This window comes from Enterobacter sp. Ap-867 (assembly GCF_011752855.1).
Lineage (GTDB): Bacteria > Pseudomonadota > Gammaproteobacteria > Enterobacterales > Enterobacteriaceae > Cedecea.
The window spans coordinates 64,422-86,336 of record NZ_VWWS01000008.1; the positions used below are offsets into that span (position 1 = coordinate 64,422).

At 57.1% G+C, this 21,915-nt stretch carries 17 protein-coding genes; 11 read left to right on the plus strand and 6 right to left on the minus strand.

Features of this window, described 5'->3' with window-relative positions:
- Positions 1 to 245 precede the first annotated feature (245 nt).
- Positions 246 to 812, plus strand: a complete 567-nt coding sequence (locus F3J26_RS18790) for a YceI family protein (protein ID WP_166995385.1) — start codon at positions 246 to 248, stop codon at positions 810 to 812.
- Positions 813 to 1,530: 718 nt separating this feature from the next.
- Here the strand turns inward: F3J26_RS18790 and F3J26_RS18795 are convergent.
- Both F3J26_RS18795 and F3J26_RS18800 read right to left on the minus strand, forming a co-directional pair.
- Positions 1,531 to 2,952, minus strand: coding sequence for an alpha,alpha-trehalose-phosphate synthase (UDP-forming) (locus F3J26_RS18795; protein WP_166995387.1), 1,422 nt, complete (start codon positions 2,950 to 2,952; stop codon positions 1,531 to 1,533).
- 42 nt (positions 2,953 to 2,994) lie between these two features.
- Positions 2,995 to 4,413: a glutamine synthetase family protein gene (locus tag F3J26_RS18800; protein WP_166995389.1), complete on the minus strand. Its 1,419-nt coding sequence runs from the start codon at positions 4,411 to 4,413 to the stop codon at positions 2,995 to 2,997.
- A gap of 260 nt (positions 4,414 to 4,673) precedes the next feature.
- Here F3J26_RS18800 and osmF point away from each other — a divergent pair, with 260 nt between their 5' ends.
- The 4 genes from osmF (at position 4,674) to F3J26_RS18820 (ending at position 8,517) form a co-directional block, all read left to right on the plus strand.
- Complete coding sequence (gene osmF, locus F3J26_RS18805; protein ID WP_166995391.1) at positions 4,674 to 5,585, plus strand: glycine betaine ABC transporter substrate-binding protein OsmF; 912 nt, start codon at positions 4,674 to 4,676, stop codon at positions 5,583 to 5,585.
- Positions 5,586 to 5,703: 118 nt separating this feature from the next.
- Positions 5,704 to 6,855 carry an ABC transporter permease gene (locus F3J26_RS18810; protein WP_286180333.1) on the plus strand — a complete coding sequence of 384 codons (1,152 nt, stop codon included), beginning with the start codon at positions 5,704 to 5,706 and terminating at the stop codon, positions 6,853 to 6,855.
- Positions 6,855 to 7,802 (plus strand): ABC transporter ATP-binding protein, encoded by a 948-nt coding sequence (locus F3J26_RS18815; RefSeq protein ID WP_008455617.1) that lies wholly within the window; start codon positions 6,855 to 6,857, stop codon positions 7,800 to 7,802. The genes F3J26_RS18810 and F3J26_RS18815 overlap by 1 nt, the downstream gene beginning before the upstream one ends.
- On the plus strand, positions 7,786 to 8,517 hold the full coding sequence (locus F3J26_RS18820; RefSeq protein WP_039291356.1) for an ABC transporter permease: 732 nt from the start codon (positions 7,786 to 7,788) through the stop codon (positions 8,515 to 8,517). The genes F3J26_RS18815 and F3J26_RS18820 overlap by 17 nt, the downstream gene beginning before the upstream one ends.
- On the opposite strand, the gene F3J26_RS22720 is transcribed toward F3J26_RS18820, so the two are convergent.
- The 3 genes from F3J26_RS22720 to F3J26_RS18830 form a co-directional block, all read right to left on the minus strand.
- A complete protein-coding gene (locus tag F3J26_RS22720; protein ID WP_409335219.1) occupies positions 8,498 to 8,590 on the minus strand; it encodes a YohO family small membrane protein in 93 nt (30 codons plus the stop codon). The genes F3J26_RS18820 and F3J26_RS22720 overlap by 20 nt on opposite strands.
- A gap of 122 nt (positions 8,591 to 8,712) precedes the next feature.
- A complete protein-coding gene (locus tag F3J26_RS18825) occupies positions 8,713 to 9,468 on the minus strand; it encodes a MerR family transcriptional regulator (RefSeq protein WP_166995393.1) in 756 nt (251 codons plus the stop codon).
- Positions 9,469 to 10,254: 786 nt separating this feature from the next.
- Positions 10,255 to 11,376 carry a ribosomal protein uL16 3-hydroxylase gene (locus F3J26_RS18830; RefSeq protein ID WP_008460962.1) on the minus strand — a complete coding sequence of 374 codons (1,122 nt, stop codon included), beginning with the start codon at positions 11,374 to 11,376 and terminating at the stop codon, positions 10,255 to 10,257.
- Positions 11,377 to 11,664: 288 nt separating this feature from the next.
- Here F3J26_RS18830 and F3J26_RS18835 point away from each other — a divergent pair, with 288 nt between their 5' ends.
- Together F3J26_RS18835 and F3J26_RS18840 are read left to right on the plus strand one after the other, a co-directional pair.
- Complete coding sequence (locus F3J26_RS18835) at positions 11,665 to 17,151, plus strand: AvrE-family type 3 secretion system effector (protein ID WP_286180334.1); 5,487 nt, start codon at positions 11,665 to 11,667, stop codon at positions 17,149 to 17,151.
- Positions 17,152 to 17,155: 4 nt separating this feature from the next.
- A complete protein-coding gene (locus F3J26_RS18840; protein ID WP_166995395.1) occupies positions 17,156 to 17,581 on the plus strand; it encodes a CesT family type III secretion system chaperone in 426 nt (141 codons plus the stop codon).
- 40 nt (positions 17,582 to 17,621) lie between these two features.
- Here F3J26_RS18840 and F3J26_RS18845 read toward each other — a convergent pair whose 3' ends face one another.
- Positions 17,622 to 18,122 carry a lytic transglycosylase domain-containing protein gene (locus F3J26_RS18845; protein WP_166995397.1) on the minus strand — a complete coding sequence of 167 codons (501 nt, stop codon included), beginning with the start codon at positions 18,120 to 18,122 and terminating at the stop codon, positions 17,622 to 17,624.
- A 198-nt stretch (positions 18,123 to 18,320) separates the two neighbouring features.
- Between F3J26_RS18845 and F3J26_RS18850 the strand changes: the two genes are divergently transcribed.
- From F3J26_RS18850 to F3J26_RS18865, 4 genes are all read left to right on the plus strand, one after another.
- Positions 18,321 to 19,346 carry a transglycosylase SLT domain-containing protein gene (locus F3J26_RS18850; protein ID WP_166995399.1) on the plus strand — a complete coding sequence of 342 codons (1,026 nt, stop codon included), beginning with the start codon at positions 18,321 to 18,323 and terminating at the stop codon, positions 19,344 to 19,346.
- Between the two features lie 805 nt (positions 19,347 to 20,151).
- On the plus strand, positions 20,152 to 21,126 hold the full coding sequence (locus F3J26_RS18855) for a sigma 54-interacting transcriptional regulator (RefSeq protein ID WP_008460967.1): 975 nt from the start codon (positions 20,152 to 20,154) through the stop codon (positions 21,124 to 21,126).
- A 94-nt stretch (positions 21,127 to 21,220) separates the two neighbouring features.
- The gene (locus tag F3J26_RS18860) at positions 21,221 to 21,430 is read left to right on the plus strand and encodes a hypothetical protein (RefSeq protein ID WP_008460970.1); all 210 of its coding nucleotides are present in this window, start codon (positions 21,221 to 21,223) and stop codon (positions 21,428 to 21,430) included.
- Between the two features lie 65 nt (positions 21,431 to 21,495).
- Complete coding sequence (locus tag F3J26_RS18865) at positions 21,496 to 21,909, plus strand: EscF/YscF/HrpA family type III secretion system needle major subunit (RefSeq protein WP_008460972.1); 414 nt, start codon at positions 21,496 to 21,498, stop codon at positions 21,907 to 21,909.
- Positions 21,910 to 21,915 lie beyond the last annotated feature (6 nt).

Genomic DNA, 21,915 nt, shown 5'->3' on the forward strand with positions numbered 1-21,915 from the left:
GGACGAAAACTGAGGCAGGGCCATATTATCCAGATAAAGAAAAAATAGGATCCGGCAGTTGTAAGCAATAAATAATGAGTTTTTGAAGCTATCTTGAATATTTAATCCACCGACAATTTAAGCGGGTTTGTACCGGCACAGCATCTTGTTTAGCATTTCACACCAACAAAAAACTCATAAAATAAAGATGAATAAAATGCGGCAGTGGAACGTTAGCTGAGTATGTCCGCTACCGGAAATACTCCATGCTTCGTATTCTTCTCAAAATAATCCTCGGGCTGTCGATTAGCCCCTGGCTTTATGCCGCGCCGGAAAGCTACAGCGTCCTTACGCCGCAAACGGCGATAGAACTTTCATGGCGCGCGTTTGGCGGGACTTCTCAGGCGCACCTCGACGGCGTCACTGGCTCACTTTTGCTGGATGCAGGGAACGACATGCACGACAGCATCAGCGTACGCATCCCGGCCGCAACGCTGCAGGCTTCAAACAGCCTGCTGACTTATCAACTGCAGAGCGGGCTATTCTTTGATACCGCACATTACCCAACGCTCTCGTTTAGCAGCACCAGGGTTGTGGCCCAGGGGGCCGGGCGTTACCGGATTTTCGGCCTGCTGCAGGTAAAAAATGTTCAGCATCCGGTGGTTTTGGAGGCGAGTCTGGATAACGCCCCCGCATTAACTTCAGGCCAAAATGCCCTCTCATTACGTGCCACAACGGTTATCTCCCGCGCCGCCTTTAATATGGATAAATTTGAGGCCGTGGTGGATGACAGTATTGCGATTGAGATTAAAATCCGCGCGAGGATTAGCTAGGTTTTTTAATGTAAGTATTTGTTGTATGTGTATTTAATTGCTTATTCTTTGAGGTGGTTGGTGTCCCTATTTTAACCTTTCAATTTTCCGTTCACCCGTAGATCGATTTCCCATATACGCTCAGATCACGGTGAACGTGTCAGGGGGCACTACGCCATGCCCCCTGACAACCCCCGGCGCCCGGCGAGCTCATCGCCGCTGAAGCGGTAAACCCACCGGCTATCACCCAAACATTCGGGGTCGTTCGCGATTCGTTCCCGACGATCGCTCTCTTTCGCTGTTCCCGACAGCTCAACCCCGCCTGAGTTGGGTCATAACCGGGGGCGCTGAGAGCCGGGAACAAGGGCGTGGCTTTGAGACCTGAAGCAACGTTAACGTTCCGTGTGGCTGCGGGTATAAAGCGAGGCACGGTTCCGGCTTAAATCGCCTCCGTTTTCTCTCCGACTGGCCAGGGTCCGGACGTCGGGAACGGCCGGAGGCTGAGAGCGTCGGGAACGCGTCTCAGCCGACCCAGGACTGGGAGATAAAACGGAGGTCTGCCGCTTCAGCGGTCGATTTATTTGGCCGGGAGTCCGGGGTCTCGGGGGAGTGACGGTGGCTCCCCCGAGCCGTTCACCGTCTCTGTGATGGCATATCAAACCGAACTGGAAGTGAACGGGACCTTAGCCGACCCTGCATAATCACGGGTATTTGCTGCCATAAGCCTGACCGGAAACCATCAATACAAATTCTGCGGTGTAAAAATCCCGTGGTGGGAAGTGCGTAAAGGAATCACTGTGGCAGGCGCTGGGGCAGGCGCAGCGCTGAGCGAATCAATGAAAGCTCTGGCCCACCACTGGCTGTCGTACCTTTCCACTTTGGCCAGCAGCTGCTGGTGGCGGCGTTTCCGCTCGTGCAGCGGCATCGTCAGCGCGGAATAAAGCGCATGGCTTGCTTCGTTGGCATCGTAGGGGTTGATCAACACCGCATCCGTCAGCTGTTCCGCCGTGCCGGTCAGGGCCGACAGCATCAGTACGCCGGGGTCTTCGGCATCCTGCGCGAGAACGAAAGCTTTCGCCTCCAGGCTCATCCCCTCAGAAAGTGGGGTGAACATCGCCACGTGGGCGTTACGGTAAAACGCGTGAATCAAATCGGAGTGGCAAAGATGGTTGCGAATATAGTTGATGGGGTACCAGGTCGCATCCCCAAAGCGAGCGTTAATTTCTGCGCACTGGTGTTCAAGCTGGTCGCAGAGATCCCGCGCCGACCACGAATAGCCCCTTGAAGCGTCAGAGATTTGCAACAGGCTGACGTCACGCAGGTACTCCGGGTGTGAACTTAGAAACGTTTCCATCGTATTCAGGTGGCAGTGCACGCCGCTGATATCGCTGATCGTGTCGTTGCTGATCACAATCTGGCGAGGGTAGTTCCGCACCGCTTCGGCGTTGGTGTGCGAAAGCGGCGGCAGGATTTTATCCACGCCGCAGGGGAAAATCCCCAGCCGGATAATGTGCCCGTTGAGCTGAATAAGATTATCCGCCAGCCGCTCCACGCGGTAAAACCGCAGCGCATAGGCGAGGAAATTATTCACATCTCCGCTCGACTGAAAGCCGAGCAGATCGTAGCTGAACAGCGCCTGCATCAGGCTGTCGTGTTCAGGTACCGAACGCAGCACATCGCCTGGCGGGAAGGGCTGATGCAGGAAAAAGCCGTAGCGGTTGGTGTAGCCATCCTCTTTGAGCATCTTGCCGGTGAACAACAGATGGTAGTCCTGCACCCAGACGAGATCGTCAGGCTCGATTTTGGCGGCCACCCGCGCTTTCACGTCATGGTTATAGTTTTTCCAGGTGGTGAAATACTCTTTTTTATAGTGGATCAAATCCGGGCGATTGTGGAAAACCGGCCACAGCACCTGATGAATATAGCCCTGGTAAAAGTTGTCATACTCGTTGGGGGTCAGCGCCCAGCTGTATTGCTGGTAGCCCGACTGACTGAAAAAACGCTCTTTTCTCTGCTTGTTCCCTGCGGCTATTTCACCGTTCCAGCCAAACCACAGGCCCGAATGTTTCTTCAGAACGGCATGAAGTACCGGAAGCAGAGGATCGCCGCGCTGCCCGCGTTCTGGTTCGCAGCGATTAGACAGCATGATAAGACGAGACATACATCACCTCAGGTTAGCATTCAGGTTAAGAGCACACGGGCGTTAGCGGGACAGCACCGCTTCTTCCTGGGTCACGATAGTTTCAAACCACGCCAGTTCCGCCAGCTTGTGGGTCACCCACTGGCGGGAGAACGCTTCCCCCAGGCTTTCGGCCATGTAATGACTTTGCTGAAACTCATCGATTGCGACGTGCTGGAACAGCGGCAGCTCAGGGGCAAACAGGGCTGAATTTTTCAGGGTATCGCTGTCGATATTTTCCAGGCCGTAAAGCATGCCGGTCAGAATGGCGGCCATCGCCAGATACGGGTTCACGTCGGCCCCGGCGAGGCGGTACTCAATGCGGCGGTTGCCGTCGTCAGAGCAGGGAATGCGCAGGGCGGCGCTGCGTTTGTTGTAGCCCCAGGAACTGAACAGCGGCTCGGTAAGGTTTTTGCGCAGCCGCCTGAAAGAGTTGACGTGTGGGGCAATAATGGCCACGGCGGCGGGCATTGTTTGCAGCATCCCCGCCAGGCAGAGCTGGGTCATTTCGTTCAGGTTTTCCGCCGGGGAGGCAAAAACGTTGTCGCCTTTGCGGTCGTTCAGGCTGATATGAAAATGCAGGCCGTTTCCGGCCAGGTGCGAAAACGGCTTCGCCATAAAGTTGGCCTGATAGCCAAACTTATCGGCCACGATGCTGGTCAGGCGGCGTAGCGCCAGCACGCTTTCGCACACGCCGACGATGTCTTTGCCATGCTTCAGGTTCAGCTCAAACTGCCCGGCTTCCGCTTCGCAGACGATACCGCTCAGCGGCAGCTTTTGATCGGCGGCGGCCTGCTCCAGCGCTTCAATAAAAGCGGTGTAATCGGAAGGGACGGGCATATAAAAGCAGCCCTGGGCCGGCACGTCCTGTTGGGCTTTGCTGACCAGGTAAAACTCTATTTCCGGCGCGGCGACCGGGTAGAGGCCGTGGTAATGAAACTTCTGCAGGACATTTTCCAGCACCACTCTGGGTTCTAGCGCGTAGCCGCTGCCGTCGCTCTGCTTCATGGTTAACAGCAGCTGCGCGTTGTGCTTCGGGTCGTGGGCGCAGGGCCGCAGCGTCCCCGCCACTGGCAGGCAAAGCCCGTCGGGCTCGTCGTATTCCACGCTGGCTGATGCCTGGCTAAAAGGTTTACCCTCGTGATCCATCGCGTAAACGGACTGCGGGAAATAGCAGCCGGCAGAGAGCGACAGCAGGCTGTCTACCGCGATGCGCTTGCCGCGAAAAGCCCCGTTGACGTCATTGAGGTAAATATCAACGTGCTTTGTGTCGGGGTGACGCTGCAGGTAGCGCTGTACCTCTTTGGCAAACTCTTTAGCTCGCTCCGCCGCTGGCTTTTGCCGCACTGACTGGCCGACGGATTCTTCATTGGATGAAGCCTGCGGCAAAGCGAAAAGCGTAAAAATGTTTTTAACGAGTGAGTGGTGAATGAGTGAGTTCATGGCGGTCTTTTTCTAAGCCTCTCGGCGACGAAAAGAGCATATTCACTGGCGTATAAAAAGAAGGTAAAAAAGCCCAGGCGGTGGGTAAAAAAAGTATAAATGGCAATAAGTGTGGGGATGTAGCCCGGCACCTGCGGCTGTCCGCCTGTCCAAACGAGTTCGCATATCATATACCGCTTAGTGCTTTCCCCAGCCGATTCAAACTCGGCTATTCTTTGTTTACTGCATGATTTTTAAGTAAAGAACAACGAGGAATAACTATGAACATATCAACACGTTGGGGTTTGGCAGGGTTAGTGATGTTGGCAACAGGCGCGCAGGCGGCGGAACCGGTGAAAGTCGGCTCTAAAATTGACACCGAAGGCTCTTTGCTCGGCAATATTATTTTGCAGGTTCTGGAAAGCCACGATGTAAAAACCGTGAATAAAGTCCAGCTCGGCACCACCCCGGTTGTGCGCGGGGCGATTACCTCCGGCGAGCTGGATATTTACCCGGAATACACAGGCAACGGCGCGTTCTTCTTTAAAACTGAAAACGATCCGGCCTGGAAAGATGCCCAGAAGGGCTATGAAAAAGTTAAGCAACTGGATTACGACAAAAATCACCTGGTCTGGCTGACGCCGGCCCCGGCCAACAACACTTACACCATCGCGGTACGTAAGGACCTGGCGGAGAAAAACCACCTGGTTTCCCTGGCGGATCTTAGCGAATACCTGAAAAAGGGCGGCACCTTTAAGCTGGCGGCTTCCGCCGAGTTTATCGAGCGCTCCGACGCGCTGCCGGCCTTCGAAAAAGCCTACGGCTTTAAGCTGGAACAAAGCCAGCTGCTTTCCCTGGCCGGGGGCGACACCGCAGTAACCATTAAAGCAGCGGCACAGCAAACCTCCGGCGTTAATGCCGCGATGGCCTACGGCACCGATGGCCCGGTTGCGGCCCTGGGCCTGGAAACGCTCACCGACCCGAAAGGCGTGCAGGCCGTTTCTGCGCCAACCGCCGTAGTGCGTGAGGCCGTGCTGAAAGAGTACCCGCAAATTGGCGACTGGCTGAAACCGGTCTTTATTTCCCTCGACCAGAAAACGCTGCAGCAGCTGAATGCTAAGATTGCCGTGGAAGGTCAGGATGCCAAAAAAGTGGCCGCTGATTATTTAAAGCAAAAAGGCTTTGTTAAATAGCCTGCTGGCGGCGTGCATTGTGCTTCAAAGCCCGAAATGCACGTCGTTATTTGGTCTGCCTCAAACAGTCGACAACGCCGGTTGTCGGCTGTTTGTCATCAATTAGCTGGAATGACGTTTGCTAAAAATTCATAACAGGGTACTGCTGCTGCTGGTGTTACTGCTGGCGGCCGCCTTGATGTTACTCCCGATCATCAACAACGCGCCTAACCGCCTGGTTTCCGGCGAGCCGCTGGGCGTCACCCAGTTGCCCGGCACGCTGTATTACTGGCTGGCGATTCCTTTTCTGATGCTGGCTGGCCTGACGCTGGCCCCCGCCCGCGCCCTCACTCAGCTGGTGATTATTGCCACCGGCGAGCTGCTGTTTATCGGCCTGCTGTTACTGCTGGGACACACCGCGAGCCAGCTTGCCCTGGAGGGCAGTTCCCTCGCGCGTACTTCCCCCGGCAGCGGGCTGTGGCTGATGCTGGCGGTTTGCCTGCTGCTTTGCGCCGATGCCGCTAACAGACTCACGGCCAGCCCTTTGTGGCGGCTCTTGCTGAATCTCCAGGTCTGGGTCGTCCCCGTCGCGCTGCTGGCAACCGGCTACTTCAGCGATCTTTCGCTGATGAAGGAGTACGTCAACCGCCAGGACGTGTTTGACGATGCCCTGAGCCGCCACCTGGCCCTGCTGGCCGGTACGCTGGCTCCGGCGCTGCTGATTGGCGTCCCGCTGGGGCTCCTTTGCTATCGCCGCCCGGCCTGGCAATCCGGCGTGTTTTCTCTGCTCAACGTGATCCAGACGGTGCCTTCCGTGGCGCTGTTTGGCCTGCTTATTGCGCCGCTGGCGGGTCTTGCCGCCTGGCTGCCGTGGCTGGGGAAAATGGGCGTGAGTGGGATTGGCGTCGCGCCTGCGCTGATTGCGCTGGTGCTTTATGCGCTCTTGCCGCTGGTGCGTGGCGTGGTGGCGGGTTTGCAGCAGGTACCGCGCAACATCGTGGAAAGCGCGCTGGGCATGGGCATGTCGCGGGCACAAATTTTCTGGCGAGCGGAAGTGCCGCTGGCGTTGCCGGTGCTGCTCCGCAGCCTGCGTGTGGTCTGCGTGCAGACTATCGGCATGGCGGTTATCGCCGCGCTGATTGGCGCAGGTGGATTTGGCTCGATTATTTTCCAGGGGCTGTTGAGCAGCGCGCTGGATCTGGTTCTGCTTGGCGTGATGCCGGTTATCGCCCTGGCGGTGATCGTCGACGCGCTGTTTAAGCTGTTTATTTCTCTGCTGGAGGCAAAATAATGATCGAGTTCGATCGCGTCAGCAAATACTTCCACGGCGAAGCGGCGGTCAGTGATTTGACGCTGAACATCCTTGAAGGGCAATTCACCGTGCTGATCGGCACCTCCGGCTCAGGCAAGTCCACCACGCTGAAGATGATCAACCGCCTGGTAGAGCACGACGAAGGGCGCATTCGCTTTGCCGGGGAAGAAATCCGCAGCTTTGACCCGAAGGCGCTTCGCCGCCGCATGGGCTACGCCATTCAGTCCATCGGCCTGTTCCCGCACTGGACGGTGGCGCAGAACATCGCCACGGTGCCTGAGCTGCTGAAGTGGCCGAAGGCGAGAGTGGCCGAACGTATTGACGAGCTGCTGGAGCTGTTAGGCCTGGACGCCGCGCAGTTCCGCGACCGCTATCCGCACCAGCTTTCCGGCGGGCAGCAGCAGCGCGTGGGCGTGGCCCGTGCGCTGGCGGCCGACCCGGAGGTGCTGCTGATGGACGAGCCTTTTGGTGCGCTGGACCCGGTCACCCGCGCGACGCTGCAGCAGGAGATGATCCGCATTCATCAACTGCTGGGGCGCACCATCGTGCTGGTGACCCACGACATTGACGAGGCCTTAACGCTTGCCGACAACATCGTGCTGATGGACGGCGGCAAAGTTATCCAGCAGGGAACGCCGCTGGAGCTGCTGACCAACCCGGCCAACGACTTTGTGCGTGATTTCTTTGGCCGCAGCGAGCTTGGCGTCCGGCTGCTTTCACTGCGCCACGTCGCGGACAGCATTCGCGCCGATGAACGTCTGGAAGGGGAACCTATCCGGGCAGACATGACGCTGCGCGAAGCGCTCTCGCTGTTTATCGACCGCCAGTGCGAAAAACTGCCGGTGGTGGATGCCCAGAATCAGCCCTGCGGCGTGCTGCACTTTAGCGACCTGGTCAGGAGGAGAGAACATGCGCCTGCTGCGTGACCCTTTGCTGTGGCTTATCGCGCTTTTTGCTGCGCTGCTGGTGCTGCTGCCCTACACCAGCGGGCTGTTTAGCTGGCTGTTCCCGCAGCTGACCAGGCCGATGTACCAGCAGGACAGCTTTGTCTCTCTGGCGCTGGCGCACTTAACGCTGGTGGGCATTTCCAGCGTGGTTGCTGTGGTGATTGGCGTGGGGCTGGGGATTCTGGTCACGCGTCCGGCGGGGGAAGAGTTTCGTTCGCTGGTGGAGACCATTACCGCCGCCGGGCAAACTTTTCCGCCGGTGGCCGTCTTAGCCGTGGCGGTGCCGGTGATGGGGTTCGGGCAAGAGCCGGCGATCATCGCGCTGGTGATTTACGGCCTGCTACCGATTTTACAGGGGACGCTGGCGGGAATTGGCGCCGTGCCTGAATCCGCGCGCGAGATTGCGCTTGGCATCGGCATGAGCCGCGGGCAAATGCTGCGGAAAGTGGAACTGCCGCTCGCCGCGCCGGTTATTCTGGCGGGCATCAGGACGTCGGTGATTATTAATATCGGCACCGCAACGATCGCGTCTACCGTGGGCGCTAACACGCTCGGGTCACCGATTATTATCGGGCTAAGCGGCTTTAATACCGCCTATGTGATTCAGGGCGCGGTGCTGGTGGCGCTGGCGGCAATTGTTACTGACCGCCTGTTTGAGCGCCTGGAAAGTTACGTCACGCGCCATGCAAAATAACGATGTAGCCGACCAGCATCACGCCGCCAATGCCGCCGATCGCCATAACCAGCATTCCGCCCACAAGGGCCATTTTTGACAGTTTCATCCGTTGCTCCGTTTGTTAACGAAGCGATTATAAGGGGAAGCGGGGTTGTTAATGAACCTTTGATTGTGACGAAGAGGGAAAAAGGCCATTTTCCCTCTTTATTGCCGTCAGTCCGTGGGCTGTCTGCGCTCAACGTTACCCAGCACAAAAACGGGCAGCCCTGCGCTGCGCCACGATTCAATCTGGTCTATTTGCCGTTCTCCGGGGCAGTCACCGCACCAGACCAGCAGCGTTTGCCGGTCAAAAATCTCCGGTTTCAGGCTGCTCAGCGAATTAGCCAGCACGTCGACCCGCCAGCCTTGCTGGCTGGCAATCCACGCCGCCATCCACAGCCGCGTTGTGTCCTGCACGTTCCAGCCCACGACTAAAGCATCTCTGCCATTTTGCTTGCGCGCGGTGGCAATACACATCGCGATATAGTTGATCAGAGCGCCGTCCAGCAGGCTAAGCAGCGCGCAGAGCGCAATTTGCTGCCCGTAAAGGCGGCGACGCAGCGGAAGATAGAGATGTTGCACCAGCGTGTGCGCCGGATAGATACGCCCAATGTCGGCTATCCAGGCGCGGAGCAGGTTGGGGTTGCCGCTTTGCAGATGGCGGAGCAGCGTTTCCTGCCGCTCTCCCCAGGCGTGTTCTTTTTCCCGGTGTTCACCGCTGAGTAGGCCTTTGACTTTGCTGACCTGCACGCCTTGCTCGATCCAGGTTTGGATCTCGCGAATCCGCTCGATGTCGGCGGAGTCAAACAGGCGATGCCCGCCGTCGCTTCGCTTAGGTTTGAGCAACCCGTAACGCCGCTGCCAGGCCCGGAGGGTTACCGGATTAATATTGCAAAGCGCAGCCACTTCTCCGATGGAATAAAGCGCCATAACGTCACCTGATACCTTAAGGGGAGGCCCTTACTAACTGTAGTAAGTTCTGGTGAGTTTGGCTTCATTGGGCGAGATTTCTTGGGGGATTGGCGTTGTTGCTTAATCACATTTCTCTTTCAAATCTTCCACAGATATCTTTCGCTCCGCAGTTATGCCGTTCACCGATAATTCAGTTTCCCTTGTACTTTCAGAGCACGTGAACGTGTCAGGGGGCATTACGCCATGCCCCCTGACAACCCCCGGCGCCCGGCGAGCTCATCGCCGCTGAAGCGGTAAACCCACCGGCTATCACCCAAACATTCGGGGTCGTTCGCGATTCGTTCCCGACGATCGCTCTCTTTCGCTGTTCCCGACAGCTCAACCCCGCCTGAGTTGGGTCATAGCCGGGGGCGATGAGAGCCGGGAATAAGGGAGTGGCTTGTAGGACTTGCAGCAACGTTAACGTTCCGTGTGGCTGCGGGTTTAAAGCGAGGCACGGTTCCGGCTTAAATCGCCTGCGTTTTCTCTCCGACTGGCCAGGGTCCGGACGTCGGGAACGGCCGGAGGCTGAGAGCGTCGGGAACGCATCTCAGCCGACCCAGGACTGGGAGATAAAACGGAGGTCTGCCGCTCACGCGGTCGATTTATTTGGCCGGGAGTCCGGGTTCTTAGGGGAGTGACGGTGACTCCCCTAAGGCGTTCACCGGTGCGGGGGCTGCATATAAAACAGGACTCAAAGTGAACGGAATATTAGCCAGTCTTTCATAACGCCTATTTATGACTAAGAGACAGCTCTGGACCGGCTTAATCCTCGAAGTACCAGTACCCCTGGTTAATCAGCGCCGTCAGCTGGCGGATAAATTCGTCATCCTCCACGGCGGCACCCAGCTCCGTTTTGGTCAGCCGGGTATAGCGGCACATTGACACGGCGGCGGCCTGATGGCTAACGTCCAGCGGTTCACTGTTGACGAAGAAACCCTCGCCAACCTGCAATACCCGCAGCCCGCTCAAGCGAATCAGCTCTTCTCCGCCAGCCAGCGCGGCGGCCACTTCTTCGGGCTCGTAAGGCGGCTCTGCAGATGCAATATCCAGCTCGTGCCGCGGCGTGGTCACAAAGCTGCCGAACCACTGGTTGAACGCTTCCGGCTGGCTAATCAACGCCGTCATCATGTCGCGCAGGCGTTCCAGCTCGTAGTTTTCTACTTTGCCAGGGTTTACGCGGCAGGTGAGATCCGGGTCGCTGTAGTGATCGCCGCCGAGGTCATTTTCCAGCACGTAATCGGCAAAGCTGCTGATTAAGTCGCGGCTGTTTGGCCCGCGGAAGCCAACCGAATAGTTCAGCGCCGTTTCATGGGTAAAGCCGTCGTGCGGGAAGCCAGGCGGAATGTAGAGGATATCGCCGGGGGCTAAATCTTCATCGATGATCGGCGTGAACGGCTCAACGTGCAGCAGCGCTGGGTGCGGGCAAAACTGCTTCAGCGGCAGCTTATCGCCCACGCGCCAGCGGCGGCTGCCCATCCCCTGGATAATAAACACGTCATAGTTGTCGATATGCGGGCCAACGCCGCCGCCCGGTACGGAAAACGAAATCATCAAATCATCCAGCCGCCAGTCCGGCAACACGCGGAAAGGGCGCACCAGCGCGGCGGCGGGTTCGTGCCAGTGATTAACGGCCTGGGCCAGCAGCGACCAGCCGGTCTCGCCGAGATTATCAAAGTGTTCAAAGGGGCCATTGCTGGCGTGCCATTTTCCCTCTTTAAAACTGACCAGCCTGCTGTCGACTTCATTTTCCATTGCAAGGCCGGCAAGTTCGTCGGGCGTTATAGGGTCGACAAAATTAGGCAGTGCGTTTTTGAGCACCACCGGCTTTTTCTGCCAGTACGTTTCCATAAACGCTGGCCAGTTGAAATTAAGTTGATAATCCACGGTTATTTACCCCTGTGCGGAAGGAGGCCGATTATAGAGAGCGGCGTCCGCCGCCGACCTTGTCATGGGTCAATCTGCCGCTACATTCCCGCTTTTTCTCCGGCCAGAAAACGCCGGGGCTATCGGTTTTTTCTGATTTTATTTTAACGTTCAACCGGGCTGCAGCCCTTGCTGTGGCTGGTTTTTTCTGGTTTTACACAGAGTTAAAGAAAATTTAGCCTGGAACCGGAACTGAATTCTTACCACTGACTAAGCGGAGAACGTGTTTGACTGTTAAGGGGTAACAGCATGGGATTAGGAATATCGGCTTTTATCAAGCCAGGGCGAGCCATTAGCGACCGTGAAATTACCGATTTACAGCAGGGGCGGTCATGCGCCTCAGCGATAAAACAAAGCAAAGCGCCACCCACGCAAATCGCGTCGGGGTCACTGCACGCCGAGGCCGGAGCTACGCTGCCCCCCGGTGGACTAAGGCAGAGTGCGGCAAATACGCAGACGCCGCAAAAAGGAATGTTCAGCCGTTTTTTAGGACGGCATCGCAACGGACAAGATGCCGCGCAAATTACGATTCCCGCCACGGCAAGCGCTTCTCGCGCCAGCAGCCCAAGTCTCTATAGCCAGGCCAGCGCTTCTCGTGCCACTAGCCCAAGTCTTTACAGCCAGCCCAGTGCCAGTTCCGCCAGCGTTTATAGTCAGCCGGATGTGTCCGACCCGAACGCCATCCCCAGTAATGAAGTCGGAACGCCTGGCAGCCACTTTGCCGAGCTGCCGCTGGAGATTGAGCCTGAAAAAAACATGCTGCTGGAAACCCGGCTATCGCTCGATAAAAAAGGGCGGCTGGAGATCGATACGCCCGCAACCTCTGCGCCTCTACATGCCCTGATGGAAAAAACCATCGGCCATGACCGCCTGCGTTATCAAAATCACCTGGCCAGCGACGACGGCCATCAGCATGTTTTGCTGGATAAAGAAGGGCGGTTGATGACGCTGCGCAGCCAGCCCGGCGCGTTTATTGCCCTCAGCCACAGTCAGCAAAAAGTGGAGTGGCGGGAAGTACATCCTCCCCATCGGGGATTTATGCGCCGCCAAAGCCTGGCGCCCGCCGGGCAGCATCTTTCCTGGCACGACCGCCAGACCGTCGAGATTGGCGGTGAGAAAGTGCGTCTGCCGGAAACGGGCATCCGCGACCGCCTGACGGACAGCGTTACCGACGGCGACGGCACGCGCTACCGCCTGCACGACAAAAAACTCTTTAGCTTTGACAGCGCCGCCAACGCCTGGCAATCGCTCTCCGGCGAGGACGATAAACTCTCCTCCCTGTCGCGCCAGAGCGACGGCATGCTGTGGCGAGTGAACGACGACAAACAGCTTGGCAGCGCCGTGGGTGACACGATCAAGGTCAATTTTGAGCACAAAATCGATCACTATGCGGTAGGCCCGAAGCGCGATGCACTGGTGCTGCTGAGCGACGACGAGAAGAAGCCGCAGGTGGCCTATCTGGCCAACCTGGCGGCGACCGATCCTCAGCCTAAAATGCTGACGCTGCCCGAGAACATGACGCTGAAGAAAACGGCGCTGCACGGCCCGCTGCTGTTTGCGCTGGACAACAATGGCCGGCTGCACTGCGGCGACAAACCTGATGCACAAAGCACGGCGCTGACCTTTGGGGAAGCCCGGCACAAGCCGCTTCTGGATAACATCACGCAATACGTGGCCGCGACCGTTGAAGATGGCGCGCGAATCGAAGATATGCTGGCCGATGAAACCGATCGCCTGCACCTTATCGTGAAGGATAAGTACGACCAGAAGCACGCCATTACCTTCCACTGGCACGGCGGCGATCTCAAGCCGCAGAGCAGCTGGAACCTCAGCGACAGCCTGGTGCTCGACTACCAAAAAGGGCTGCCGCAGGTCACGCCTGCCGCCCATGATGTGGTGGATCTCGGGCGGCTCGGCAAGCTGGCTTTGCACGACGGCAAAGTGCACTACTTCAACGAAACTACCGGCCTGTGGGCCGCTTCCGACGAAAAAGCGGACAAGCTGCAGTGCGGCCTGGACGGCCAGCCGTGGCTGATGAAAGACGGCGAGCTGAAGCGCCTCAAGGTCAACCTGAGCAGTAACAAAGTTGACCACGGCAGCAACGTTTTTGCGCTGCCGCAGGTGACCAAAAGCGTAAGCGCCGATCTGGCCACGGCCGGGTTGGACAAAGCCGAGAAAGCGCAGGCATTCACGGCGATCGACAGCCGCCGCTATCTGGCGGTGAACGAAAAAGGCGATATCGGCTTCCACCACATAGACACCACCACTCGCCGCAATCAGCGTGCCACCCAGACGCTCAGTCAGGCGGCTCTGCAGCAGCAAATTGAGAAGCTGGTCCCCGGCAGCGCGGGGAAAGAGGATGCGGCAAAAGTCAGCGATCTCGCCCTCGATGAAGACAAGCAGCTTTGGCTGTTAAGCAAAGAGGGGAGCCTGTTCAGCCTGCCGGAAAACGGCTGGAGCAGCGGCAAAGCTGACGGGTTAGCGAAAGCCACTCTGCCGGCAAACGAGGACGGCAGCCAGCCTGAACTCACCGCGCTGCAAACCTCGGCTAAGGGGCAAGTCAGCGCCCTCGACAAGCAGGGCAATACGTTTGTCTTCAAAGCCGGAGACTGGGAAAAAGGCGACCCGGCGACCGCGCCGGTGGCGGAACCCAACATGGCTCGCCAGCACTACGAGCGCCTGACGAAAGCGTCAAAAGACTGGCGCCTGCCGGGCACCGGGATCACCTTCAAACGCGAGGTAAACTTCCTCGGCCAGACCGGGCAGGACGGCAAGCAGGTTCGGACCTCGTTCCGCACTCGTCTCAGCACGTTTGTCTTCCGTCCGTCGCTGGAATGGCCGCGCCCGATAAAAACCGCCGCCTATTCTATTCAGCACCGCTACGCCGGGCGTGAAGGGCTGAAAGACGTCTACCAGCAGCAGGGGGATTTGACCCAGCGGCTGAAGGCGCTCTCGCAGCAGCCGGGCAGAGCGGCTCCGCGCCCAGGCTTAAGCCATCGTCTCGAAATCATGAGCGGGGAAACGGCGCGCCAGTGGCAGCCGCAGGAAAAGGCGCTGCTGGAAGAAATGAGCAGCTTTGCACGCCAGCTTTCCGACAGCAGCACGCATTACTGCGAGCAAATTGGCCAGCACTATGGCGTGCGTGACGAACGCCGCCAGGAGGCCACGCCTTCTCGTTTTGGGCTGAACCATAGCCAAAGCGGGGCGCTGAACCCGTCGAGCAGCCGCCAGGATAATTTGACCGGGCAACTGAACGAATTGCTGCGGCGCTATCCGGCCGATAAAAGCAACCACGCCGGGGCGATTATTGCCGAGCTGGAAGCGCGGCAAATAACCCTTAACCACCAGAAAGAACAGGTCCCGATGGGGCGCCAGCGCGATATCCATGACGACATCGGGCTGGTGAAATCCAGGGTAATGCTGGACGTGCTGGCGCTGAAATCCCTGCATGATTCGGTGGATGAGCTGCAGCAGGCCTCGCTGCTGGGCGAACCTCAGCGTTCAGCCAAAATGACGGAAATTGCCGCCAACGTGGCCCGGCTAAGGGACAGCGAATGGGGCGGGAACGTGATTAAAACGGTCACCACTCAGGGCTTCGGCAACCACAAGTCGCTGGAGGCCAACTATGACGCCATCAAGGCAATGACCAAGGCGTTCAGCAAAGAAAACCACGGCGTTAACATCAATACCAAAACCGTGATGCAGGCGGAAAACCAGCGCGAAATGCAGGACAAAATGGTCTCCACCGTGCTCTCGCTGGAGAGCGGCGAAAACCTGGCGTTCAGCCGCACCTATGGGGCGTCTGCCACCGCCACGGTGGCACCGGGCACTCAGGTTGTGGCGGGCGTTGGCGGCAAAGTGGGTGCAGATCGTGGCTACACTATGAGCTTTTCACGCGGCGATACGGGAATTAACGTCAGCTTCGGGCGCACCGGTGCCGTGTCGGCAACCGGCATCGTGGGCGTCGGCTACAACGTGCTGACCGACTACAACAAAACCCACAAAGTTTACCTCGACGGTGACCATAAGCACCCGCTGTCGCAGGGCGTTCGCCTGGGCGGCGGCGTCACGCTGGGCGGGCAGCTTCAGTCCCAGCACGGCGTCTCGTTTGAACTGGCGGAGCACGAAATCCCCGGTTTTATCGAACAGCTGAGCAGCGGCACGCTGGATCCGCTGGAGTTTTTGAACCGGGGTGCCAACCACAGCGTGAAAAGTGGCGCAACCCAGAGCTTCAGCGTGGACATCAACGCCGCCGCGCTGGCGAGCGTCGGCTTCCCGTTTACCGACAGCCACGAGAAAGATTTCCCGACCAGCGCACGCCTCGGCGGCGGCGTCTATGCCAACACTAACCTGCTGGCGGGCAGCCGCGAACGAACGGACTCACGCAACGCCGAAGGGCAGGGCGTCAGCCACAGCGACCACCGCCTGAGGGCATTTAACCAGATGAGCGCCGGGGCTAACATCGCCATTCCGGTCAGCACCACCCTTCAGCCGAAGCACAAAGATCCCTTCTCGGTGGGCGTCGGCGTCGGGGCCAGCGTGCAGCTGTCAATCAACAACCGGACGACGCACAGCCTCACCGTAGACTTAAAAAATGCCCAGCCGGTGGAGGGCGTTCACCTGGAAAAACTGATGACCACGCTGGGCAAGCAGTTTACCGACAGCGCCTCCACGCAGCTGCTGGCCAAACTGAAAGAGCAGCCGAAAGAAGGGGAGCTGCCGATCTCCGTGGCCGATAAGCTCAGCCAGCTGGATGCCCATTTTACACGCTGGTATCCGCCTGCCGATAACGCGAAGGCGCGCCGTCCGCTGCTCGACACGCTGCAGCAGCTGACCGCCCGGCAGCAGCAGGCCGACTCGCTTTCCGTGCAGAATACGCAGCCGGAACCGACCAATGCCGAGGTGGATGCGCTTATCACCGGGCTACGCGGCGAGTTTACCGACCTCGCCAGCCGCCAACTTCTGGATGAACTCACGCCGGCGGAAGGGGCTCCACGCCTGCCGATGTCAGCCGGAGAGCGGCTGGGCAAGCTGGAAACCCACTTTGCCCGCTTTATTCCGCCGTCGCGGCACCACGAGCTGACGGGCAACGGCCCGCAGGCGGCGCTACAGTCGCTGCAGCAAACCGTGCGCCAGCAAAATGCGGTGCTCAACCAGCAGCAGCTGGTGAACAAGGCGGAATACCAGTCCACCTATAAGAACCTTTCGCGCATCGACAACAACGGCTTGTTCCACTTTATGCGCCACTTTATGGAAGGTGAGTTTTCGCCGAGTAACGCCGACCGCATTACCCAGATGATGGGCGAGGATTACCGGCTGAAAGCGCTCCTGCGCGGGCTGCAGGATAACAGCAGTTCCCAGGCGGTGGTCTCCCTTGAGCTGAAAACCAAGCCGCGTGAAAAGCTGGCCGACCAGTGGGCAAACCATACGGTCACCCAGGACTCGATTGTCGATCTGTTAAAAGATCGAGACAAACTGCGACTGAAATCTATCGCGTTTACCAAAACGCAGAGCAAATCCGATGGGTTCTCGACGCCGTCATTTTTACTCGGCGGCTCTAACGGCGTGTCGCTGTCGATGAACGAAAATCTGGGCACCATCAACTTTAGCTACGGCGATGACGACAGCGCGCCGCTCAGCTACACCGTGGACGGTGGCGTGGCTCAGGCAGAAAAAGAAGTGAAATCGGCGCTGCAAGACGCCGCCGAGGCGGGATTTATGGTGAAAGGAGGATAAGGAAATGACGATGCAACAGCAGCTTCAACAGTGGCTTGATGCCTGGGGAAAACAGCACAAGATCTCGCTGCGTCTGGAAGAAGGTGTATGCCTGCTGACGGATGCGCAGCAGCAAGAGGCGGCGGTGATTGAACTGCCGCCGGACAGCAGCGCGGCGGTGCTGCACTGCCGGGTAGGGGAATTAACCGGGCAGGATGCGGCGCTGCTGCCGAACCTGCTGGCGATGAACTTTGAAATGAACGCGATGCGTGGCTGCTGGCTGGCGCTCGATGGGGAAAATGCCATTCGGCTTTGCACTCAGTGCGAAATGTTTGCCCTGGACGCCGAGCGGTTTGCGGGCTGGTTAAATGCCTTTATCAGCCAGAGCGGCGAGGTCAGAGCATTTATTGCCGAGCTGCCTTCGCTGCTGGAGGCCGCCACGCCGCGCTGATATTGATAGAAATAAAAAACCGGGAAATGTCCCGGTTTTTTTATTGGCCTGCAGCCTCGTTGCTGGCAAACAGATCCTCTTCACGCCGCGCGGGCTGCTGCTTTTGCAGAATCTTGTAAATACGCTGGACGTCATCAGCATAGCGGCTTCGAAGCTGGCGGCGCTTTTCCGACGGGCCGGTATTGTACATGCCGACGGTACTCCAGGAGCGGCCATACTGGCGGAACAGCCCGTGTAACACCCACGCGCCGGTGGCGATGCAGGTACAGGGATCGTGCAGCAGGTTGTCACGCGTCACGCCCAGCTGCTTCAACCGGCCAAAATGCACGCTGTTCACCTGCATCATGCACACGTCTTCGGTGTGGTTCGAGTTGGCGGCGTTCACCGACGAGAGACTAAATTTCGACTCTTTCCAGGCGATGGCCTCCAGCAATGCGGGAGCAATCCCAAAGGCATGCCCCACGCGGGTAAAGCATTCGGCCTGGGCGAGGGCCGGCAGGCTAAGCAGTAAAAGTCCCCAGCGCCATTGTTTAGTCTGCATCGCGTTATCTCCTCTAATTCTTACAGGCAATGTGTGGCGAAAAGCGCACTTGGGTTCCCATTTTTTGCCATGTAAGGAACTCTTTACCCCTGCTTCTCACTCAGTTGAACATTCCGGGCGTGGGTAAAACTAAGCGTCATTGCGCGGTTAAGCGGCGGCCGGTTATTGCTACTGGGTATCACTTAGGGAGTATGTTGTATGCAGATATCATCAGGACCGGGCGGGTTCTCACCGCTTTTGCCGGAAAACCATTTTCCAGGCCTGGACGGGGCATCACCTGACTCACAGAACGGCAGTAACAGCATTACCGCCAAACTGCTGCTGAATAACGGCGGGAACACGCTGGCGATCCCGCTGGCGCTGAACTTTGCCAACACGGGTGCAGCGGACAAGCCTTCGGCGATTAACTTCGGCGACTCATTGGCCAGTAATAACAGCCCGGCAACGAACCCGGCGAATGCTTCGTCAAGCAGCAGCAGCGGTTCCGCCGACAGCATGATGCAGGAACTCCAGCAGATGCTGCAGCAGTTCCTGAAAGAGCTGATGCAGCTCTTCCACATGAACACCGGGCAAAGTAAGGGGGACGACGATTCCTCTTCACCGGCGAGCGGCATTGGTTCCGGCTCCGGCTCCGGTTCTGGCATGGACAGCGGCAGCAGCGATGGCGCCGGGGATGCAGGCCGCCCGCTAAATAACCTCGCGGCCGCGCCTTCTGGTGGTCCATCCGGTGCGTCCGGGCCGTCTGCGGATAGCCTGCCGCCGGGCGACACCAGCCTGAAAACCAACGATCCAACGCTGCAAAAAATTGTTTCCCAGTTCGGGGGAGAATATGAAAAAGCCTCCGCTGAAACCGGCGTTCCGGCCAAGCTTTTAGCCGCGCTGACGATGCAGGAATCCGGTGGGGACGTAAACGCCAAATCCACCAACCCGGGTAACGGCCTGACCGACAGCGGCATGAACCAGATCAACCCGGACACTTACCGGGAGATGCAAAGCAAATACCCGGACAAGCTCGGCAGCGACATGAACTCTCCGGCCAACCAGATCATGTGTTCGGCGTTGATGCTTAAAGAAGGCAAAGAGAAATTCGGCAGCTATGATGCCGCGCTGCGCGCCTATAACTCCGGCGACGATCAGGTGAACCTGCACAACCTGTCCAGCGTCTCTTTAGGCGACCCTAACTACGTGAACGAAGTGAACAGCCACATGGCGAAATTCGCCTGATTGTGGAGCGGTAATTTTTGCCTGTTTCTTTACAAAATGGGGTAATTCAGTGGCCACGTCTCCAAAGAGGGTGGCTGCTTTTTTTAGTTACAAAGCAGTTTATTTCTTTGACAAGCTAAAATAGCGTGATTAATCGCAGTAAATGCGTCCAGGAATGTTCCCAATTAAACATAAATACTAAAAGTGAAATATATTTCAAAAAGAAAAGGGTGTTTCAATAGCGACCTCTCAATGTAAATAATCGTAAATATATATTATCGACTTTGCGGATTGTGAGGAAATCCTGTCGGAGAATCCGTCGGGCTTCATACGTGAGTCGGGCAAAAATTCATTTTTTGGTCGCAACAGGGTAAAAAATTAACGGCCTGTCTGTTTTTATTTAATTTATTCATTAAAATCATTTATTTATTTTAATTGTGATAAATTTAGATTCTTATTAATACATTTGGAAATATTCAGCGAATCTCACATTTTTTTTCAGTCGGCTTCACGAAATGAATCTCAGCAAACGCTATCGGCTGACGATTTTATTCCGCTCAAAACAACCTGCTATCCAGACATCGGAACAGTTAAACCTGAATTCTTATGTAGGGATATTCCTACATGAGGCTAAAATTTTGTCTGATTGTGAAACCGCGGCTCGGTGATAGGTTGTTCCTGCTTCTCATAAACAAAACTCATTTATTTTGCGTGCTACCGTATTTTATTCACGGCAGCAGGCGGCAATTATTTTGTGGTTCACGTTTATGGTTCATAAGTGGGACTCATACGCCAGACCTTGAATAAGCCAGGCAGCGGGGGATTTATGAAAGAAAACAGTTCGAATCATTGGGAGATAAAACATATTCCGGTCGATATCGACTTGAATATGCCGCGGTCCGCAGCCGCATTACCCGCGTCTGAAAATGTGCACGATGGGCTGGATATCTGGCTGCAAACGCTAGCCCCACTGAAGGTTGATTTGGTGCTGGAGGGCGAAACGGGCACCGGGAAAGACACCTTTGCACGCCGTATCTACGACCATTCCGGCTGTCGTGGCGCTTTTGTGCCAATTAACTGCGCGGCGATCCCCGAAACGCTGGCAGAAAGTGAACTGTTTGGCGTGACGGCGGGGGCCTACACCGGCGCGACACATTCGCGTGCTGGCTACATTGAAAGCGCCAATAATGGTGTCCTGTTTCTGGATGAAATTGACAGTATGTCCCTGAGCCTGCAGGCCAAGCTGCTGCGGGTGTTAGAAACCCGCACCGTGGGGCGCCTGGGCAGCACGCAGTCTATTTCGCTTAATCTGCGGGTGATTGTGGCCTCGCAAAAGCCCCTTGCCCAGCTCATGGAGCAAAAGCTGTTCCGCCAGGATCTCTTCTTCCGCCTGACGACGGTCAAAATCTCGCTTCCGGCGCTGCGTGAGCGCGTGGAATGCATTATTCCCCTGTTCCGCCGTTTTGCGCAGGAGTCTGCTATTCGACTGAATCGCCCAATGCCGCCGATGCCGCAGCACCTCAGCGAAGCACTATTGATGCACCGCTGGCCGGGGAATATTCGTGAACTGAAAGGCGCTGCCGAAAGGTTTGTGCTGGGGCTGCCGGCCCTGGGGCAGGTGGCGCACCCGGAGATGCGTTCCGTTCGGCTGCGCGAACGCCTGCGGCGGATAGAATACAGCCTGATAGAAGATTGCCTTTCGCGGCATGAAAATCGGGTTGTCAGCGCCGCACATGAATTGGGTATTCCAAGAAGAACGCTGTACCAGAGAATTAAATCTTTGACTGAAAAGGAAAATTAATTTTTTAAATTTCTTTGGAACTGCCGCTTACGCCGCGCCACTTAATCCGTGAATGACACAACATTTGCTGTTTAATTAACGAGGAGTAAACATCATGGCATCAGTAAACACCGGTAACAACGCGGGCGCAAGCAGCAGCCTGGCAGATAGCTTCCAGTCCCAGATGGACTCTATCGAAAACAAATCCATGCAGGACTCTCTGGACAAAGCTGAACGTGACCGTAAGAACGCCTACGTGTCCGGCTACCAGAACTCCGCCACCACCATGATCAGTTCTCTGGCACAGAACAAAATTTCCTTCTAATGCTAATCAGGGATTCGCCCCGGCGTGAATCCCTGATCTTCTCTTCTGCTGGCGGAAACTCTCTTATGCACATTCTTAATCCTGCGACAGGTATGCCTTTGCCAGAACCCGAGTCTCTGGGCGCTGCATCCAGCCCGGCCACTCAGTCTTCCATCCCGTTCGGCAACAGCGTCGCGAATCAAAGCGATGCCGCTTTCTTTTCAGCCGCGCTGCAGCAGCCGGAAGCGGCCTCGGCGATGGGCGGCGTGGGCGGGAAACCTGCCGCAATGTTTGAAAAAGCCTCCGGCATGTTCAAGCAGATGGAAGGCGACCAGAAACAGATGAATAACGTGCTGCGTAAAGCCGCGCGCTCCACCGATCCGCTGGTGCTTAACCAGGTGGACGACCAGCTCTCTAACTATTACCTGGAGAGCATGATGAACGCCAAGATCGTCTCGAAGAGCATTTCGGGGCTCGATAAACTGACCAACCTGCAGTAATCCATC

Coding starts and splice junctions, on each gene's coding strand:
- F3J26_RS18790 (WP_166995385.1), top strand. CDS start 246: ATGCTTCGTATTCTTCTCAAAATAATCCTCGGGCTGTCGATTAGCCCC.
- F3J26_RS18795 (WP_166995387.1), bottom strand. CDS start 2,952: ATGTCTCGTCTTATCATGCTGTCTAATCGCTGCGAACCAGAACGCGGG.
- F3J26_RS18800 (WP_166995389.1), bottom strand. CDS start 4,413: ATGAACTCACTCATTCACCACTCACTCGTTAAAAACATTTTTACGCTT.
- osmF (WP_166995391.1), top strand. CDS start 4,674: ATGAACATATCAACACGTTGGGGTTTGGCAGGGTTAGTGATGTTGGCA.
- F3J26_RS18815 (WP_008455617.1), top strand. CDS start 6,855: ATGATCGAGTTCGATCGCGTCAGCAAATACTTCCACGGCGAAGCGGCG.
- F3J26_RS18820 (WP_039291356.1), top strand. CDS start 7,786: ATGCGCCTGCTGCGTGACCCTTTGCTGTGGCTTATCGCGCTTTTTGCT.
- F3J26_RS22720 (WP_409335219.1), bottom strand. CDS start 8,590: ATGGCCCTTGTGGGCGGAATGCTGGTTATGGCGATCGGCGGCATTGGC.
- F3J26_RS18825 (WP_166995393.1), bottom strand. CDS start 9,468: ATGGCGCTTTATTCCATCGGAGAAGTGGCTGCGCTTTGCAATATTAAT.
- F3J26_RS18835 (WP_286180334.1), top strand. CDS start 11,665: ATGGGATTAGGAATATCGGCTTTTATCAAGCCAGGGCGAGCCATTAGC.
- F3J26_RS18840 (WP_166995395.1), top strand. CDS start 17,156: ATGACGATGCAACAGCAGCTTCAACAGTGGCTTGATGCCTGGGGAAAA.
- F3J26_RS18845 (WP_166995397.1), bottom strand. CDS start 18,122: ATGCAGACTAAACAATGGCGCTGGGGACTTTTACTGCTTAGCCTGCCG.
- F3J26_RS18850 (WP_166995399.1), top strand. CDS start 18,321: ATGCAGATATCATCAGGACCGGGCGGGTTCTCACCGCTTTTGCCGGAA.
- F3J26_RS18855 (WP_008460967.1), top strand. CDS start 20,152: ATGAAAGAAAACAGTTCGAATCATTGGGAGATAAAACATATTCCGGTC.
- F3J26_RS18860 (WP_008460970.1), top strand. CDS start 21,221: ATGGCATCAGTAAACACCGGTAACAACGCGGGCGCAAGCAGCAGCCTG.
- F3J26_RS18865 (WP_008460972.1), top strand. CDS start 21,496: ATGCACATTCTTAATCCTGCGACAGGTATGCCTTTGCCAGAACCCGAG.